This is a genomic window from Marinobacter flavimaris, from assembly GCF_045057155.1.
Taxonomy (GTDB): Bacteria; Pseudomonadota; Gammaproteobacteria; order Pseudomonadales; family Oleiphilaceae; genus Marinobacter; species Marinobacter manganoxydans.
On sequence record NZ_CP171359.1, the window covers coordinates 3,376,694 to 3,393,735 of the forward strand.

Here is a 17,042-nt window from a genome sequence, read left to right on the forward strand (position 1 = left end):
GATGACTGACACACCTGTTTTACAAACCACTCTCAGCATTTCCGGTGCTTCCTGCCAGGGCTGTGTGAAGAAGATTCGCAGCGCCCTGGAGCCGTTGACTGGTGACGTTGAGCTGGTTGAAGTCGATCTGGAAAAGCAGACCGTGGCTCTGCCGGAGGGCGTGGATGCCGGTGAGGCGGCTCGGATCGTTACCGAGACCGGCTACCCGGCCGAGCCTTTCCAGGAAGACGCCGAGCCGGCCAGTTGCTGTTCTTCAGGGAATAAGGATGAGGCCGATACCGCCGACAACTCGGAAGATCAGGCAACCGAGGCAGATTCTGCTCCGACTGGTTCTGGGGCAGCAGCCGGTGCGGACGGGCAGATTCATCTGTCAGTGACCGGTGCTACCTGTTCTTCCTGTGTAAACACCATTGAGAAGGCCCTGATGTCGGTCTCCGGTATCCGCCATTCCCATATGAACCTGGCGGACAATACCGCCACGGCCACGGGTGATGCCGATCCCGAGGCGCTGGTGAAGGCAATAGAAAATGCCGGTTATGGCGCCAGCGTGATCGAGGACGAGGACGAAGCGGACGCACGCAAGCAGGAGGAAGACCGGAAGCAGTACAAGACACTGCTGATAAAGATGGCCGTGAGTCTGAGCCTGGGTCTTGGGCTGATGGTCTACGGCATGGGTTTCGACACCATGATGGTGACGGATGCCAATCAGCTCACCTGGCTGAACCTGGGCATTCTCACTCTTGGGGTAATGATCGCTACCGGACGACACTTCTACACTGGTGCTTGGAAGGCATTCCGGCACCATAACGCCAACATGGACACCCTGATTGCCCTGGGTACCGGCACCGCCTGGCTTTATTCCATTGTCGTCACCAGTATTCCCGGCGCGTTGCCGGAGATGGCTCGCCATGTCTACTTTGAGGCCTCGGCGATGATCATCGGCCTGATCAACCTGGGTCAGGCCCTGGAGCTTCGGGCCAAAGGCAAGACATCGGAGGCGGTGCGCCGGTTGCTGGACCTGCGGGCGAAAACCGCGCGGGTGATTCGGGATGGTGAAGAGCAGGACATTCCGGTAGAGGAGGTTCTCAAGGGCGACCACATCCGGGTAAGACCCGGTGAGAAACTGCCGGTCGATGGCGTGATTGCCGAAGGCTCTACTCGCATTGATGAGAGCATGCTCACCGGTGAGCCCATGCCGGTGAGCAAATCGGAAGGCGATGAGGTGTCTGCCGGCACCCTCAACACCCATGGTTCGATTGTCTACGAGGCCACCCGGGTTGGCAGTGACACCGCGCTGGCTCAAATCATCAAGCTGGTGAAAAAAGCCCAGGGCTCGAAGCCTGCCATTGGACGGCTTGCGGACAAGATTTCGTCGGTGTTCGTGCCCACCGTGATGCTGATTGCCGTCGTGGCGGCGCTGGTCTGGTACAACGTCGGGCCGGAACCGGCAGTGGTTCATATGATGGTGGCCGCCACCACGGTGCTGATCATCGCCTGCCCCTGCGCCCTGGGCCTGGCCACGCCCATGTCGGTAATGGTTGGCGTTGGCAAGGCGGCGGAATACGGCGCCCTGATCCGCCAGGGCGATGCGCTGCAGACCGCCGGTAAGCTGGACCTGGTGATACTCGATAAAACCGGCACCATCACCGAAGGTCATCCGGCAGTTACCCGGGTTCATGCCAGCGACGGTGAAGAGCAACGCCTGCTGGCGCTCGCGGCGGGGCTGGAACAACACTCCGAACACCCTTTGGCCGAGGCGATTCTGGCGAAGGCCAAAGAAAAAAGCGTTCAGCTGGAGAAGCTGACCGGTTTCGAGGCCCTGAATGGTAAAGGCGTGCAAGGTGAACTCGACGGCAAGCCCGTGCGTCTGGGCAACCGCCGCTGGCTGGAAGACCAGGGCGTTACGCTGGGCGATCTGGACGATGCCGCCCACTCGATTACCCAAGAAGCCGGCACGCCCCTGTTTCTGGCATTGGGCACCGAAGCTCTGGGGGTCATTGGCGTTGCCGATGCCATCAAACCGGACTCCAAGGCTGCCATCCAGCGCCTTCACAAGGCTGGCATCAAGGTGATGATGGTCACAGGCGATGTCGACGCCACCGCAAAGGCCATCGCGAAAAAAGCCGGCATCGATGACTATCGCGCGGAAGTGCTGCCTGAAGACAAGGCCGAGGTGGTCAGTGAAATGCGCGGCAAGGGCCACACAGTCGCCATGGTCGGCGACGGCATCAACGATGCTCCGGCCCTGGCGGCGGCGGACGTCGGTTTTGCCATCGGCACCGGCACGGATGTGGCCATTGAGAGCGCCGGCATCACGCTGATGCGAGGCTCGCTCCACGGCGTGCCCGATGCCATCGAGATCTCCCGGGCCACGGTGAAAAATATTCACCAGAACCTGTTTGGCGCGTTCGTATACAACACAATGGGTATTCCGGTGGCCGCCGGCCTGCTCTACCCTGTCTGGGGAATACTGATGAGTCCGATACTGGCCGGCGCTGCCATGTCCCTGTCTTCGGTGACGGTGGTTTCGAACGCCAACCGTCTGAGGTTGTTCCGAACCAGTCACCGTCCGGAACAGAACGACAGCAACAGTGATCCGAAACAGCAACAGGAGCGGAACTGATGGAAACAATGCTGGTCAACGTCGGAGGTCTTGCCCTGATGGCAGCCATCGTCTGGTGGTTCTGGCTTTCCGGTTCTGACGACACAGGCTCAAGTAAACATCAACATCACCACTGAGGTACTTGCCATGAAAAAACACACCCTGGCTTTTGGCCTGATGGCAGCCCTGGGATTCAGCACCACGGCGCTGGCAGCCGGCGCAGCCCAGAGCATCCACGTTTACAAATCCCCGACCTGCGGCTGCTGTGATGACTGGATAGATCACCTGAAAGAAAATGGCTTCGAGGTGGAGGCGACCAACACCAACGATATGGGCAGGATCAAGGCCGACGCAGGCCTGATTGCCGGTCTTGGCAGTTGCCATACCGCATTCGTGGGTGACTACGTCATCGAGGGCCATGTGCCAGCCGAGGACATCAAGCGCCTGATCAGCGAAGCACCCCAGGCCACCGGCCTCAGCGTGCCCGGGATGCCCATGGGGTCACCCGGCATGGAAATGGGCGACCGGAAAGATCATTACAAGGTCATCCTGTTTAACGAGGCGGGACAGACCCGGATCTTTTCCGAGCACAATTAACGCCAATAACCAGGCAAGGGCCGGTATTTATCGGCCCTTGCGGCCTCCTTTTCCTCCCGCTTCCTGCCAGTCCCTGTCTGTTTTTTCTACACTCTGGTTAACCAGTGTTCTATCATTGGCGCCCAGAAACCCAGAAAAATCCGAGAGGGATACTCGTTGAGCCTTAAAACCCGCATCCTTGGCCTGGCCGCCAGTCTCATCATCGTGGCTTCCGTGGCTTCGTGGCTGGCCTACCGGGAGCTGTCCGAGAGCATCATCGAACGCTGGGGCCAACAGGTCGCGGAAATACAGGTTCGCTACGACAGCGCCCGCCTGCTGCAGTCCCTGGAGCGGGAAATCGGGTTGGCCAAACAGATGGCCAGTTCCTCCGCCCTGATCAACTGGGCCGCTAATCCGGATGACACCGCACTCCAAGCTGAAGCCATCCGCCAGATGGAGAGTTTTCGTTCCAATTTCCGGGACAACAACTACTTCGTTGCCCTCGTCAACAATGCCCACTATTACTACAACAACGAGGAGAACGAATACGCCGGTAACCAGTTCCGATATGTGCTGGATAAAGACAAGCCGGATGACGCCTGGTTTTTCCAGCTCATAGAAGAAGGTCGCGACTTCCACCTCAACGTAAATCCGGATACCGAGCTGGGTGTTACCAAACTCTGGATTGATGTGCTGATGCGCGATGAGGCCGGCGAAATTGTCGGTATGGTCGGAACCGGTCTGAGTCTGGATGCTTTTCTGCAGGATATTGTCGACATCGGTCAGGAGGGCATCACCACCCTGTTCGTGGATTACAATGGCGCCATCCAGCTCTATCGCGACCGGAACTACATCGACTTCGCCAGCATCATCAAACCCGAAGGCCAGAAGAACACCATCGACCTGCTGTTCGATGATCCCCAGGACAAGCAGCAGATTCTCGGTATGTTGCAGCTTCTCAAGAAGCCGGGCGACCAGGCCGGCCAGGTGGAAAGCGGCTTCGTGACGGTGGATGGCCGCAAGCATCTGGCCGGGGTTGCCTTCCTGCCGGCGATTGGCTGGTTTGAGATCACCCTGCTTGACCTCAATACACTCTTGCCAACCAGCTATCTGTGGCCGCTGGTGGCGGTATTCCTGGGCACACTGCTGGTCACACTGGTGCTGTTCCACCTGATTATCCAGTCCCGGATTCTCAAGCCCATCATGAGCCTGGAACACGCCGTGGAAAAAGTCCGGGAGGGCAGCTTCGATCTGCCGCGGCTGGATAAACCGGATAATGAGATCGGCTGGCTGGCGGATCATTTCGAGAAAATGACCCAGAGCCTCGGCCACTCTACCCGGGAACTCGAAGAAAAAGTCGCTCAAAGAACGGATGAGTTGAACCGACTGGCCCGCGTCGATCCCCTGACCGGCCTGAAAAACCGTCGCGGCCTGGACGAAGTGCTGGATGAGGAAATCCAGCGGGCCCGCCGCCAGGAGACCGGCTTTGGCGTGATCTGGCTGGACATTGACCATTTCAAGAGCATCAATGACAACCTGGGCCATCAGGCCGGCGATCAGATCCTGTGCCGGGTTGCCCTGTGGCTGAAAGCCGGCGTGCGCCCCTACGACCATCCGGGACGCTGGGGTGGGGACGAGTTCGTGGTCCTGTTGTCGCCCTGCGATCCAGAGACACTACACCGTATCGCCCTCCGCATCCGGGAATCCGTGGAACAGGAGAGCCGCAAAACCGGCACCCAGGTCACCGTCAGTGTTGGTGGCTACTTTGCTCTGCCGGGTGACAGCACCGATACCATTCTTCGTCAAGCGGATCGGGCGCTTTATCAGGCCAAGGATGAGGGGCGCAACCGGGTCTGTATTACCACCTCGGAAGACCCGGAGATTAACCCCGCGTAACGGGTCTGACTCATACCGCCATAACCGTTATACTCCGCCCCATCATTCATTTTTTTACCAGCCAGGTTACTTCATGCTCAATGCCGACGCCCTCAGCCAGTTGCGCCAGCTGAAATCGGATATCAAGGACAACAAGGTGGTTTTTCCCGGAACAGTCAAAGCCACCAATGGCCGCTTCGGATTTGTTGCGCTCGACGAAGGCCGGGATGTCTTCCTGCCACCCGAGGAAATGCAGAAGGTGCTGCCCGGGGACCGGGTGAATGTCACCGAGCAGGAGGTTGAGAAAGGCAAAACCCAGGGTGTTGTGGACGAACTGCTGGAAACCCGCCTGAACACCTTTGTTGGCCGTTACCTGGTGAAAGGCAAAGGCCATTTCGTGGTGCCCGAAACCCCGGGCATCAACCGCTGGATCTTCATTCCCCCCAAAGAGCGAATGAACGCCCAGCAGGACGATTACCTCTACTGTCAGATTCACAAGCATCCGATCAAGGATGGCAAGGGCCAGGCCAAGGTACTGCGGGTAATCGGCAAGGCGGGAGAACCCGGTATTGAACGCTCTTTCACCCTGGCTACCTTTGATCTGGCCGACACCTGGCCGGACGCGGTGCGTACACAGGCCGACAGCCTCAGTGAGAGTGATATCGAATCCCGGGAAGCCGGGCGGGAAGACCGCACGGATCGCCCGTATGTGACCATCGACAGCCCGGGCACCCAGGACATGGACGATGCCCTGCTGGCCGAACCCAACGCCACCGGCTGGACGCTGTCGATCGCCATTGCCGACCCGACCGCTGTGATCGAAACCGACAGCCCCGCGGAGCAGGAGGCGTTCAATCGCGCCACCGCCATTTACTTCCCGGGCGAACCCCTGCCCATGCTGCCTGACAGCATCAGCACCCGCCTGTGCTCTCTGATGCCAGACGTGAAGCGGCTGGCTCTGGTATGTGATCTTCAGGTTAACAACGATGGCAGCCTGGGCGACTACAGCTTTCACCAGGCGGTTATCCAGTCCAAGGGCAAGCTCAGCTACGAGCTCGTCTCAAACCTGATCGAAGGTCGGGAGGACGATGAGATCAAGGCACTTCCGGACGACGTTGCCAACAGCCTGGACCAGTTGCACCAGGCAGCGACAGCACTCAGGAAATGGCGCAGTGAACATGCGCTGCTGAGCGGCGACCGGCCGGAATTCCGCCTCCGGCTCGATGAAAACAAACGCATCCGGCTGATTGAACCGTCCGTCCAGAATGAAGCCCATCGGCTGGTGGAAGAGTGCATGGTCGCCGCCAACCGCTGCGCCGCAGACTTCCTCGCCAACCAGACTGCAGGGTTGTTTATCCAGCACCCCGGGCTACGGGATGATCGCGCCGACAACATCCGGGCACTGATCGACAGCCACGCACCACATCTCTCGGGGGTTGATGCCCATCAGGCCGAAGGCTTCCGGAAACTGATGAAAGAAACCGATGCCCTGGAAGCCGAGGTGCCGGTCAAAGCCATACTGTCCCGCCAGCTGGCCCGGGCCGAACTGAGCTTCAAGCCCGCGCCTCACCAGGGTATGGGCCTGGACGCCTACACCACGTTTACTTCGCCACTGCGCAAGTTCTCGGACTTCTATGTCCACCGGCTGATCAAATCGGCACTGTGGGATACCCCCATGAAGGCCTTGAGCGAGGATCAGCTGGAGGCTCTGCAAGCAGCCCAGATCCGTGCCCGCCAGGCGGCAAACAGTCTGGAAGCCTGGCTCAAGAGTGACTTTGCCAAAACACTCGGCGAAGAACCCATGAGCGGTGTGATCAGCCGCACGGTGCCCGCCGGTTTCTTTGTACGGCTGGATGCCAACGGATTGGAAGGGTTCGTCAGCTGCAAGGATCTGGATGGCAAATACAGCTTTGACCCCGTTACTCTTCGCCTGATCCACAACAAGAACGGCCGAATCTTCCAGCTGGAGCAGCCGGTAACGGTAAGCTTTGCAGGCGTGGACGAAGAGCGCAGGCAGATCAATTTCAAGCTGGTGGAAGCACAGGAGATCCCGACCGGGACCGGCTCCGACGACGGTTGAAAAACCACACGGGCAGGCGCATCGTACTTACAAGGACATATTCCTTTGATGGAGGTGCGCCATGCCCATCAGCCCTGACGAATTTCTGAAAAAGTACGGTTTTGACAAGGAAGAGGAAGAGCGGGACCACAGCCTGCGCCATAACGCCATGGAGCACGCCAAGCACCTGCGCCGGCCCCATGCGGGGACGCCCCACGACTGGGAAGAGTGGGAGCGCTACAAGCAGGAACACCCGGATGAAGTGGAAGACGACTCCGACAGCTGATGCCCGGTAATTACCGGGCCAGCATCCGCTCCAGCCGTTCATCCTTCGCCTGCCACTGATCCCCCAGCCAGTTTTTCACGTTCCGGCGGTGCTCTGCATCCGTTGAGTAGTCCCGGCCTTTCAGATGCTCCGGGATATCAACGGTGTGGATTTCCATTTTGACTTCCTTGACCCGGCCACAGATAAACTCCCAGAAGGTGGGTGCTCCGTCCGGATAGGCGATGGTCACGTCCACCAGGGTCTGGATCGAATCGCCCATGGCGTCGAGCACGAAGGCGGCACCGCCAGCCTTGGGCGTCAGCAGGTGCTTGTAGGCCGACTTCTGTTTGTCGTGTTTGGCCTGGGTAAACCGGGTGCCTTCGACAAAGTTCATCACACTCACCGGGGTGTACCGGAACTTCTCACAGGCCCTGCGGGTTGACCGAAGATCCTCGCCCCGCTTCTCCGGATGTTTGATCAGGTATTCCCGGGTGTAGCGCTTCATAAACGGGAAATCCAGGCCCCACCACGCGAGGCCGATCACCGGCACCCAGATCAGCTGCTGCTTGAGGAAGAACTTGAGGAACGGCGCCCGATGGTTGAACACCCGCTGCATGGCGAAGATATCCACCCAGCTCTGGTGATTGGCCAGCACCAGGTACCAGCTTTCCCGCTGGAGGTTTTCGGCACCTTTCACATCCCATTTCGTGCCATGGGTCAGCTTCATCCAGCCGGTGTTGCAGGCAACCCAGGCTTCCGCGATCCAGATGATGACCCGAGTACACAGGACCCGGAAGCCCTGGATGGGGATGATGAGTTTGAGAATGGCCGGGATGTAGAGCAGGATGCACCAGAACAGGGTGTTGATTCCCAACAGGATAGAATTGAGTACACCGATGACGGGGGCAGGGAGAAAGCTGAGCATGGCGGTCCTGTTTCTGGTTATTGTTTCCAAATAGGGGCTAATGATAGCAACCACAGACCGCATTGGGCAGTGGCCTGAAGTGACCGGTTTGCCCACCGGTTTGGACACTTCTGCCATGGTGATTTGCGCCTCACCATGGATAATCTCGATGTCTGGCCTGCGAGACGGGACAGTAGAAGTTCGGTAATCCGTATAGTGAGCGTCAAATTCTCCATGGACATTCCCATGCCCAATCTCTTCAAATCCGCCGCTGACCGGGCGGCAGGCGTTACCCGGCAAACGGCCCTTTATGCCGGCAACGCTTTCGACCGGGTGTTCCGGGCCGCCAGTCTGGTGCAGGCCGGGCAGACGCCGTTTGAAACCCTGTATACCGATGGTCTGGTCAGCCTGCGTTACTACCCACCACTGGCCGAGGATTTCATCGAGCTGGAAGGCGAGACCATTGCGGTTGAGCGCACGGCCCATAAGACACCGATTGTGATCGTGCCGCCCCTGGCGGTGAATATGCTGATCTACGATCTGTTTCCCCAGCGCAGTCTGGTTCGGTTTCTGCGTGCCAAGGGATTTGAGGTGTATCTGATCGACTGGGGCATGCCCACGCGGGAACACAGTCACTACAACCTGCATACCTATGTGGCCGAGTTGCTGCCGGCCTACCTGAACCGGGTTCGGGAGCATAGCGGTGAACAGGAGTTGTCGCTGCATGGCTGGAGTATGGGTGGCATGTTCACGCTGTTCTATTCCGCGCTCAGCAACGATCAACATGTGCGCAATGCCATTGTGCTGGGCTCGCCGATCGACAGCCATGCATCCGGGATCCTGGGGCTTGTGAATCAGCGCATGGCGGATGTGGCCGGGTTTGTGCGGAAACGCACCGGGTTCCGGCTTCACGATGTGAAACCTCACTGGTTTCATACCCCCGGCTGGGCCAATACCATCGGGTTCAAGCTGACCAATCCGATTGCCAGCGTGATGAGTTACTGGGAACTGATCATCCGTCTGGGTGACCGGGAGTTTGTCACCAACCACGCCACCACGTCGGCGTTTCTGGACCGTATGGTGGCCTACCCCGGCGGGATCATTCAGGACACGGTGGTGAGGGTCTGGATCGACAATCAGCTGTCAAAAGGTGAGATCCAGATCGGTGAAGATGTTGCCAGGCTGGATAATGTGAGTGCCAACTTACTGGCCATCGCCGGGGGCGACGATACGCTGGTGACGCCGGGTGCGGCCAAGCGGGTGATGGATCATGTGAGCTCTACGGACAAGACGTTCCGGGTTGTGCCGGGTGGTCATATGGGCATTCTTGCGGGGAGTAAGGCGCCTCGTCAGAGTTGGCTGGAGTTGGCGGATTGGCTCGCTTTTCGGTCGGACTGAGTTTTTGAGTTTGGAGTTTGCCGGCAGGTGTCGGGGAGGGCTTTCCAAAACACGCTCCTTGCGGCACGTCCATGTGACGCTTGACTGTCGCCATCCATGGCGACAGACAGTTTTGGAAAGCCCTCCCCGACACCTGCCTCCTCTTACTTCAGAGGTTTTTCAGTGTTTCCTGCAGTTCTGAAAGGCTGTTGATCACTGCTGAGGGTTGAATCCCCCAGTCTTCAAATACCTTGTTCGGATCCCTCTGTACCCAGATTGCGAGTAATCCTGCAGCTCGTGCACCAATCACATCCCAGGCGTTACTGGACACAAGACACAGGGGTTTTTCCCAGGAACCGGTTGCGCGCCGGGCATAGGTGTAAACGGCAGGATCAGGTTTGAAACTCTTGATATCGTCTACCGATACCAGGCCTTCAAATTGGTCGAGCAAGTCGTTGTGCCCGAGCACTTTCTCCAGTGCTGGATAACCACCATTGGAGAATGCGAACAGCGGGTACTCGCCTCTGAGACTCTTTAACGCCGGCAACGCGTCCTCGAACGCGGGCAAAGACAGGTAGGCTGCCATCAGGGCGTTTTCGCGCTCTTCGGACAGGGTCAGTTTATGGGTGGCCATGGCGTAGCGCAGGGCTTGTCGGGTGCAGATACCGAAGTCTTCGTAGACTTTCATCAGGCCCTTGCGAAACGAGAACTCCAATTGCTTCTCCCGCCACAGCGCGGCCACGGCTTCTGCCCTGTCGCCCGCGTCTTCCGCCAGCAGGCGGGACATGCCCATGGGGTCAACCAGGGTTCCGTAGACGTCGAAAGCGAGGGTCATGGTCATCGGTGGGGCTCCTCATCCGGAAGGGGGTTCGGGGTCATATACTGGAGTCACAGTATCGGGATTTGAACGATCACTCAACACAGTCAGCAATGACGACGGTAAATACCAAAGGGGCGAAACCCACACGCCGGCTATGACTATCCTCAGGACTTTACTTGTTTTACTGGTGCTGGCCGCCACTGCCGCCTGCGCCACCAGCACTCAACTCTACAGCCCCGGGCCCTCAACCCTGGGCGCCGAGCCGGTTACCGACTTCGACCGCTACGTGGAATCTGTCAAAGCCTATGTCGATACCAATCTGGTGCCGGTTTACGGGTTTGAGCGGGAGCAGCAGGTGCAGTGGAACCTGCCGTACCGGCTGGCACCGGCGGCAGGTTGCAGCTCCGGGGATCGTGCCGGGATCCTATTGGTTCACGGCCTGAGCGATTCACCCTTTGTGTTCCGGGATCTGGCCCGTTACCTGGCGGATCAGTGCGTTGAAGTCCGGACGCTGTTGCTGCAGGGACATGGCACCCGGCCCGGCGATATGGTGACGGCCAGCGCCGAGGTCTGGCGCGAACAGGTACGCAATCACTTTATTGCCCTGTCGCAGGAGGTGGATCGGGCGTTTATTGGCGGTTTTTCTCTGGGCGGGGCACTGGCCACAGATTACGCGCTTTCAGAGACCGGTCCTCGACCGGCGGGTCTGATTGCGGTTGCACCGGCCTGGCAGCTTAACGGTTTGCGGGACTACCTCTGGCTGGCGCCCATCGCCGACGTGTTTGCTGATTTTGTAGAGAAGGAGCCCGAACTTAATCCGGTGAAGTACGAGTCGTTTTCCTTCAACGCCGGCAGTCAGATCGGCGACGTTATATCGGCGGCCCAGGGCCGGATAGTGCAGCAAGAAAGCATCGATATGCCTTTGTTCCTGGCTGCCACGGAGGCCGACTCGGTGATAAACCTCGACTATCTCATCACGCAGTTCCGGGAACGGTTTACCAATCCAGGGAACGCCATGGTGATCTTTCGGGATACCCGCACACCCTGGCCCAACGCGCAGGCTGATGAGCGCATCAGGTTTCTCAACAGCTATTTGCCTGACGCCAATATCCTGGAGTTCTCGCACCAGTCGCTGCTGATTGCTCCGAACAACGAACTCTATGGCCTGGGCGCGCCACTGCAGCGATGCCTGGAACCGAATAACATCTCTCTGGAGGGTTGCCGGCAGTTGCCGGAGGAAGATCTCTGGTTCAGTGCCTGGCACGACACGGAGCGTCCGGTGTATACCAGCCGGCTGACTTACAACCCCTGGTTCGACGATCTGGCAGAGGCTGTTGGAACATTCATTCAGGCAAACGAATCAGGCGAGGCGCCGTAGCGCCACCGCAGGCATCGGGTTACACTGCCATTCATGAACCCGATTGATACATTCAACCTGGATTTCCGGGCCCTCAGCACCTTTCTGGCGGTGCTTGATGAAGGCAGCGTGTCCCGCGCGGCAGTCAGGCTGGGCGTTACCCAGTCTGCGGTGAGTCACACGCTGGAACGTCTGCGCCAGGCCCTGGGCGACCCCCTGTTCGTGAAGTCCGGGCGCGGCATTGTGCCAACCCGCTACGCACTTCAGGCCGGGCCCCATATCCGCCAGATTTTGGATGACCTGCAGTCGCTGTCCTCGGGCCCGCCGTTCAGTCCCGCCACGGCAGAGTTCACCTTCACGATTGCTGCCAATGACTACCAGCGGGACCTGCTTTTGCCGGGCCTGGTGCGAACGTTGCGGCAGGAAGCTCCGGGCATCAGCCTTCAGGTGATTCCATCTGGCATTCCTCGGGCAGACCTTTTGCGGAAGGATGTCTGTGATCTGGTGATTTCTCCCCACGCGCCGGAGGCGACGGACATTATGCAGCGGGGCCTGATGGCCGATCGCATGGTGGTGTTCTATGATCCTGAACACCGGAAACCGCCAGCGGATCTGCCGGAATACCTTAAGGCAGACCACATTGCCCTGTTGTTCGCCACCGGCGAAAAACCGACTGTGGAAACCGCCATGGACACCCGTGGTCTGGTTCGTCGCAATGTGGTGACGGTCTCCAACTTCTCCGGCCTACCGGAGTTCCTCCGCGGAACAGATATGCTTGCTACGGCCCCGGAGGGCATGAGCAAACACTTACTCCGGGACTTCGCCTGGGTTCCGCTACCTTTTGATTTCAAACCCTTTACCCTGCTAATGCTGTGGCACCGCCGCAATCAGAACGATCCCGCCCACAAGTGGCTGCGCAACCAGGTGAATGCCGTTGCCGCTACCCTCAACGGTCTTAAAAGTTAATCAATTAGTTTTGCTCATAGGTTGTATGAGCTTTGCTGGCGTTATCTTCTGAACTCCTCTGACCTAGACTGCCTTCACTCCCTTATAGGCCGGGTTGGGTAAGGCTTTCCAAAACACGCTCCTTACGGCACGTCCCTGTGACGCTTGGGCTCCGCCATCCATGGCTCCGCACAGTTTTGGAAAGCCTTACCCAACCCGCCCTGTCGGAATTTTGAGATAACGCATCGGGAAACACATGCTGACTTTGACGAGTGTCTGGACAACCGTTCTGCTTGCTGCCGCTGTGGCCCTTGGGCCGCTGGCAACAGATATGTATTTGCCGGCACTTCCCCAGATAGGTTCAGACTTTGGCACCGGCACCGATCAGGTTCAGCTGACACTGAGCCTGTATCTGGTGGGCTTTGCCATTGCTCAGCTGGTTTGCGGTCCGTTGGCGGACCGTTTTGGTCGCAAACCGATCATGATCGGTGGTTTTGTGCTTTTCGCCATTGCCAGCATCGGCTGTGCCCTGGCGACGAACATCGAAACACTGATTCTGTTCCGTTTCCTGCAGGCCCTTGGCGGTTCTGCCGGGCCGGTTCTGGGTCGGGCGGCCATTCGGGATATCTATACGCCCCGCGAAGCCGCCAAAATCCTGGCTATCCTGGCCAGTATCATGGCCCTGGCTCCGGCGGTCGCGCCGACCATCGGTGGCCTGTTGACGGCCAGCCTGGGTTGGGCTTCGGTATTCCTGGCTCTGGGTGGCTACGCCCTGGTGATGGCCGTGGTGGTTGCCTTTGGTATTCCCGAGCCCATGCGTCCGGAGCATCGCCAATCCCTTAAAATCTGCAGCCTGCTGCGGAACTATCGGACCATCGCGAAGGACATCAGCTTCGTGGGCTACACCCTGACCAACGCGCTGATCTTTTCCGGACTGTTTGCGTTCCTGTCCGGTTCTTCGTTCGTCCTGATCGATTTCCTGGGCGTACCGACCGAGCAGTTCGGCCTGTACTTCGCCTGTATGGTGGCCGGTTATATTGTCGGCAACCTGACCGCCGTCCGTCTCGGCCGTCGCCTGGTGCCGGACCAGATCCTTGTGCGCGGCCTGATCATTGCCGTAGCTGGCGGCAGCCTGATGGCCGTGCTGGCATTGAGTGAAGTGTTCAACGTCTGGGCGGTGATCCTGCCTCAGGCCCTGTTCATGATCGGCACCGGGATGGTCCTGCCCCAGACCATGGCCGGCGCCCTGGCGAACTTCCCCACCATGGCCGGCTCCGCCTCGGCCCTGTTCGGCTTCACCCAGATGGCCGTCGCCGCTGTTGCCGGCATGCTGGTCGGCCACCTGCACGATGGCACCTCTCTGGTAATGGCCTTGATCATTGCCGCCTGCGCAGCACTCGCGATGGCCTGTTATCTGGTGCTGGTTCAACGTTATCCTGCGAAAGGTTTCGAACCACAATCAATAACCAGTAATTGAAGTCTAATGGCCTCAGGGGAAAAGACTCTGATGCTAGGAGGCTGATGCGGGAGGGCTTTCCAAAACTGTCTGTCGCCATGGATGGCGACAGCCAAGCGTCACAGGGACGTGCCGCAAGGAGCGTGTTTTGAAAAGCCCTCCCGCATCAGCCCAACCGCCAAAGCGAACAGGCAAAATCATCCAAAGTGGTCTACACAGAGTACGTAAGACTCTAAACCAGACACCGAGGAGCAAATACCATGAGCAGCGTTAATCTGGACGGCAATCCCATTGAACTGAGCGGCAAATTTCCCGAGACAGGCGACAACGCGCCTCCCTTTACCCTCACCAACAGCGGGCTGGAAGAAGTCAAACTCGACAACTGGGCCGGCAAACGCAAAATCCTGAACATCATCCCCAGCATCGACACCGGCGTCTGCGCCGCCTCCACCCGGAAATTCAACGAAAAGGCTGGCAGCCTGGACAACACCGTGGTCCTGGTCGTCTCCGCCGACCTGCCTTTCGCCGCCGCCCGGTTCTGCGGCGCCGAAGGCCTGAAAAACGTCGAAACCCTCTCCACCTTCCGGAACTACAGCTTCCAGCAGGACTACGGCGTTGCCATTCAGGATGGCCCCCTCGCCGGTCTCTGCGCCAGGGCGGTGGTCGTACTGGATGAGAACGACAAGGTCATCCACAGCCAGCTGGTTGATGAGATCAAGGATGAGCCGGATTACGATGCGGCGCTGAAGGTGCTGTAACGCTTCTTATCGCCCTGAGCGCCGGACATATCACCGGTTTTCGGGGCAGTTGGATGGGGGCGGGCTTCTGAAACCGTGCGGAGCCATGGATGGCGGAGCCGAGCGTACAGGGATGTATTCACAGCGTGTTTCAGAAGCCCGCCCCCAGCCGACTGCATGCTCCAAAACCAGAACCTGTTAGAATCCCCGCCCAAAGCCCGAATCCTAACCGAAGGCCCACAACACCCCGTGCAGACCACCACCCAAAACCCATCCCTGGCCCGCCAGCTCTACAGCATGACCTGGCCCATGCTGTTCGGCGTGTTGTCCCTGATGACCTTCCAGCTGGCCGACAGTGCCTTCGTGGGTCAGCTGGGCCGGGATCCGCTGGCGGCACTGGGCTTCACACTGCCGATGCAGCAGTTGATCATCGGCCTTCAGGTGGGTCTGGGCATTGCGACCACAGCTATCGTTTCCCGCACCCTGGGTGCCGGCGATGAACTGCGCGCCTTCCGGCTGGGCGGCCTGATCATTACCGTTGGCGGCAGCCTCGTTTTTGTCATCTGCGTGGCGCTTTGGTTTCTGCAGGGGCCCATCATGACCGCCCTTAGCGCGGAAGACTCACTTCTGCCGCTGATCCGGCAGTACTGGGTTCCCTGGCTGATGGCCGCCTGGACCGGGGCGTTCCTGTACTTCGGCTACAGCGTGTGTCGCTCCCACGGTGACACCAAATTGCCGGGATATATGATGGTGGCCACGAGTCTGACCAACATCGCCCTGGACCCACTCTACATCTTTGTTTTCGGCTGGGGACTGCCCGGCGCCGCCTGGGCCACCGTTACCTCTTTCGGTATCGGCTGCCTGGTGATCTACCCGAAACTGCTGAAACGCCACTGGGTCCGTTTCGATCTGCGCGAGCTTGCCCTCTGGAAGGCCCTGAAACAGCTCAACGGCATCATGGCCCCTGCCATGGTCAGCCAACTGATGCCGGCTGTCTCGGCCATGCTGGCGACAGCCTTGGTGGCCGGCTTTGGCTCCGCCGCCGTTGCCGCCTGGGGCCTGGGCACCCGTCTGGAGTTTTTCTCAATTGTGGTGGTGCTGGCCCTGACCATGTCGATGCCGCCGATGATTGGCCGGTTATTGGGTGCCGGGGATATCGAGCAGATCCGTAAACTGGTGCGCCTTGCGGTCCGGTTTGTGGTGGTCTGGCAGCTGGCCATCGGCCTGACCTGGGTGGTGGCTTCCGGGTTGGTGTCGGAACTGTTCTCCAGCGACAGTGATGTTCAGAAGGTTCTCGCCGGTTATCTGGTGCGGGTGCCGCTCAGCTACAGCGGTCTGGGCGTGTGCATGCTGATGGTGTCGGTGTGCAATGCCCTCGGACTGGCGATGCGGGCCCTGCTGGTGTCCACCCTGCGCCTGTTCCTGTGCTTCCTGCCCCTGCTCTGGATCGGTAGCCAGATCAACGGGGTCTATGGCCTTATGAGTGGTGCGCTGGTGGGCAATCTGTTCGCCGGCGCCATGGCTTACAGCTTCTACCGGGCCGGCATGACGCGTTTGAAGGCGGAGCTCGCCTCAGGCAAAGCGTGAACGAAAGCTCTCGGGTACCGGCACCACTTCCTTGCGGTGGTAGTTGAAGAAGACGAATCCGTATTTGGCCAGTGCCACCGGCTGGCCGCTCTCGGCCTTGGTGACCCGGAACACGAAATCCCCGCCATACTTGTTGAAGTCCATCAGACCCACTTCAAAACGCAGCATTTCCGGGAAGAAGGATTCCGACTGGTACATGGTGGCCAGGTCGGTAACGATAATGCCGGTGCCGTCTTTGCTCGCTTCCTGGATACCGTAACTGACCAGGAACTGGGCCCGGGCTTCGGAGAGCATCGAGATCAGGGCGTCGTTGCCGAGGTGGTTGGCGCCGTTGATGTCGGTGATTCTGACGGGCATTCTGGTTTCGAAGCAGAAGACGTCGTCCGGGAAGGAGAGTTTGATTCGGGCCACGGGGGTTCCTGTTTTCACTGGGTATCTTGGGGCAAATCATACGCTGTTCGACTTTAGTGTTCATCTCAAGA

At 59.1% G+C, this 17,042-nt stretch carries 14 protein-coding genes; 11 read left to right on the top strand and 3 right to left on the bottom strand.

The features are described from left to right. The first annotated feature begins 1 nt into the window (after position 1). From ACGK9W_RS15835 to ACGK9W_RS15855, 5 genes are all read left to right on the top strand, one after another. Entirely contained in the window at positions 2-2,623 is a 2,622-nt protein-coding gene (locus ACGK9W_RS15835; RefSeq protein ID WP_405417471.1) for a heavy metal translocating P-type ATPase, read from the top strand. A gap of 126 nt (positions 2,624-2,749) precedes the next feature. Continuing rightward, positions 2,750-3,199, top strand: coding sequence for a DUF411 domain-containing protein (locus ACGK9W_RS15840; RefSeq protein ID WP_008172744.1), 450 nt, complete (start codon positions 2,750-2,752; stop codon positions 3,197-3,199). A 156-nt stretch (positions 3,200-3,355) separates the two neighbouring features. Beyond that, positions 3,356-5,074 carry a diguanylate cyclase gene (locus ACGK9W_RS15845; protein WP_008172742.1) on the top strand — a complete coding sequence of 573 codons (1,719 nt, stop codon included), beginning with the start codon at positions 3,356-3,358 and terminating at the stop codon, positions 5,072-5,074. A gap of 73 nt (positions 5,075-5,147) precedes the next feature. After that, positions 5,148-7,133 carry a ribonuclease R family protein gene (locus ACGK9W_RS15850; RefSeq protein WP_008172740.1) on the top strand — a complete coding sequence of 662 codons (1,986 nt, stop codon included), beginning with the start codon at positions 5,148-5,150 and terminating at the stop codon, positions 7,131-7,133. A 61-nt stretch (positions 7,134-7,194) separates the two neighbouring features. Further along, positions 7,195-7,398 carry a hypothetical protein gene (locus tag ACGK9W_RS15855; RefSeq protein ID WP_008172739.1) on the top strand — a complete coding sequence of 68 codons (204 nt, stop codon included), beginning with the start codon at positions 7,195-7,197 and terminating at the stop codon, positions 7,396-7,398. A gap of 10 nt (positions 7,399-7,408) precedes the next feature. Here the strand turns inward: ACGK9W_RS15855 and ACGK9W_RS15860 are convergent, their stop codons facing one another. After that, positions 7,409-8,302 (bottom strand): acyltransferase, encoded by an 894-nt coding sequence (locus tag ACGK9W_RS15860; protein WP_039881963.1) that lies wholly within the window; start codon positions 8,300-8,302, stop codon positions 7,409-7,411. 225 nt (positions 8,303-8,527) lie between these two features. Here ACGK9W_RS15860 and ACGK9W_RS15865 point away from each other — a divergent pair, with 225 nt between their 5' ends. Continuing rightward, complete coding sequence (locus ACGK9W_RS15865; protein WP_039881962.1) at positions 8,528-9,679, top strand: alpha/beta fold hydrolase; 1,152 nt, start codon at positions 8,528-8,530, stop codon at positions 9,677-9,679. 148 nt (positions 9,680-9,827) lie between these two features. On the opposite strand, the gene ACGK9W_RS15870 is transcribed toward ACGK9W_RS15865, so the two are convergent. Beyond that, positions 9,828-10,499 (bottom strand): haloacid dehalogenase type II, encoded by a 672-nt coding sequence (locus ACGK9W_RS15870; RefSeq protein ID WP_104270924.1) that lies wholly within the window; start codon positions 10,497-10,499, stop codon positions 9,828-9,830. A 133-nt stretch (positions 10,500-10,632) separates the two neighbouring features. Between ACGK9W_RS15870 and ACGK9W_RS15875 the strand changes: the two genes are divergently transcribed. The 5 genes from ACGK9W_RS15875 (at position 10,633) to ACGK9W_RS15895 (ending at position 16,560) form a co-directional block, all read left to right on the top strand. Continuing rightward, positions 10,633-11,856 carry an alpha/beta hydrolase gene (locus ACGK9W_RS15875; protein ID WP_405417475.1) on the top strand — a complete coding sequence of 408 codons (1,224 nt, stop codon included), beginning with the start codon at positions 10,633-10,635 and terminating at the stop codon, positions 11,854-11,856. Positions 11,857-11,889: 33 nt separating this feature from the next. Further along, a complete protein-coding gene (locus ACGK9W_RS15880; protein ID WP_008172727.1) occupies positions 11,890-12,801 on the top strand; it encodes a LysR family transcriptional regulator in 912 nt (303 codons plus the stop codon). A 235-nt stretch (positions 12,802-13,036) separates the two neighbouring features. Next, on the top strand, positions 13,037-14,257 hold the full coding sequence (locus ACGK9W_RS15885) for a Bcr/CflA family multidrug efflux MFS transporter (RefSeq protein WP_405417477.1): 1,221 nt from the start codon (positions 13,037-13,039) through the stop codon (positions 14,255-14,257). Positions 14,258-14,496: 239 nt separating this feature from the next. Continuing rightward, complete coding sequence (tpx, locus tag ACGK9W_RS15890) at positions 14,497-14,994, top strand: thiol peroxidase (protein ID WP_008172722.1); 498 nt, start codon at positions 14,497-14,499, stop codon at positions 14,992-14,994. 228 nt (positions 14,995-15,222) lie between these two features. Then, a complete protein-coding gene (locus ACGK9W_RS15895; RefSeq protein WP_405417479.1) occupies positions 15,223-16,560 on the top strand; it encodes an MATE family efflux transporter in 1,338 nt (445 codons plus the stop codon). Here the strand turns inward: ACGK9W_RS15895 and ACGK9W_RS15900 are convergent. Continuing rightward, complete coding sequence (locus tag ACGK9W_RS15900) at positions 16,546-16,971, bottom strand: thioesterase family protein (RefSeq protein WP_008172718.1); 426 nt, start codon at positions 16,969-16,971, stop codon at positions 16,546-16,548. The two genes, ACGK9W_RS15895 and ACGK9W_RS15900, sit on opposite strands and share 15 nt — an antisense overlap. Between the last annotated feature and the right edge of the window lie 71 nt (positions 16,972-17,042).

Coding starts and splice junctions, on each gene's coding strand:
- ACGK9W_RS15835 (WP_405417471.1), top strand. CDS start 2: ATGACTGACACACCTGTTTTACAAACCACTCTCAGCATTTCCGGTGCT.
- ACGK9W_RS15840 (WP_008172744.1), top strand. CDS start 2,750: ATGAAAAAACACACCCTGGCTTTTGGCCTGATGGCAGCCCTGGGATTC.
- ACGK9W_RS15850 (WP_008172740.1), top strand. CDS start 5,148: ATGCTCAATGCCGACGCCCTCAGCCAGTTGCGCCAGCTGAAATCGGAT.
- ACGK9W_RS15855 (WP_008172739.1), top strand. CDS start 7,195: ATGCCCATCAGCCCTGACGAATTTCTGAAAAAGTACGGTTTTGACAAG.
- ACGK9W_RS15860 (WP_039881963.1), bottom strand. CDS start 8,302: ATGCTCAGCTTTCTCCCTGCCCCCGTCATCGGTGTACTCAATTCTATC.
- ACGK9W_RS15865 (WP_039881962.1), top strand. CDS start 8,528: ATGCCCAATCTCTTCAAATCCGCCGCTGACCGGGCGGCAGGCGTTACC.
- ACGK9W_RS15870 (WP_104270924.1), bottom strand. CDS start 10,499: ATGACCATGACCCTCGCTTTCGACGTCTACGGAACCCTGGTTGACCCC.
- ACGK9W_RS15875 (WP_405417475.1), top strand. CDS start 10,633: ATGACTATCCTCAGGACTTTACTTGTTTTACTGGTGCTGGCCGCCACT.
- ACGK9W_RS15880 (WP_008172727.1), top strand. CDS start 11,890: ATGAACCCGATTGATACATTCAACCTGGATTTCCGGGCCCTCAGCACC.
- ACGK9W_RS15885 (WP_405417477.1), top strand. CDS start 13,037: ATGCTGACTTTGACGAGTGTCTGGACAACCGTTCTGCTTGCTGCCGCT.
- tpx (WP_008172722.1), top strand. CDS start 14,497: ATGAGCAGCGTTAATCTGGACGGCAATCCCATTGAACTGAGCGGCAAA.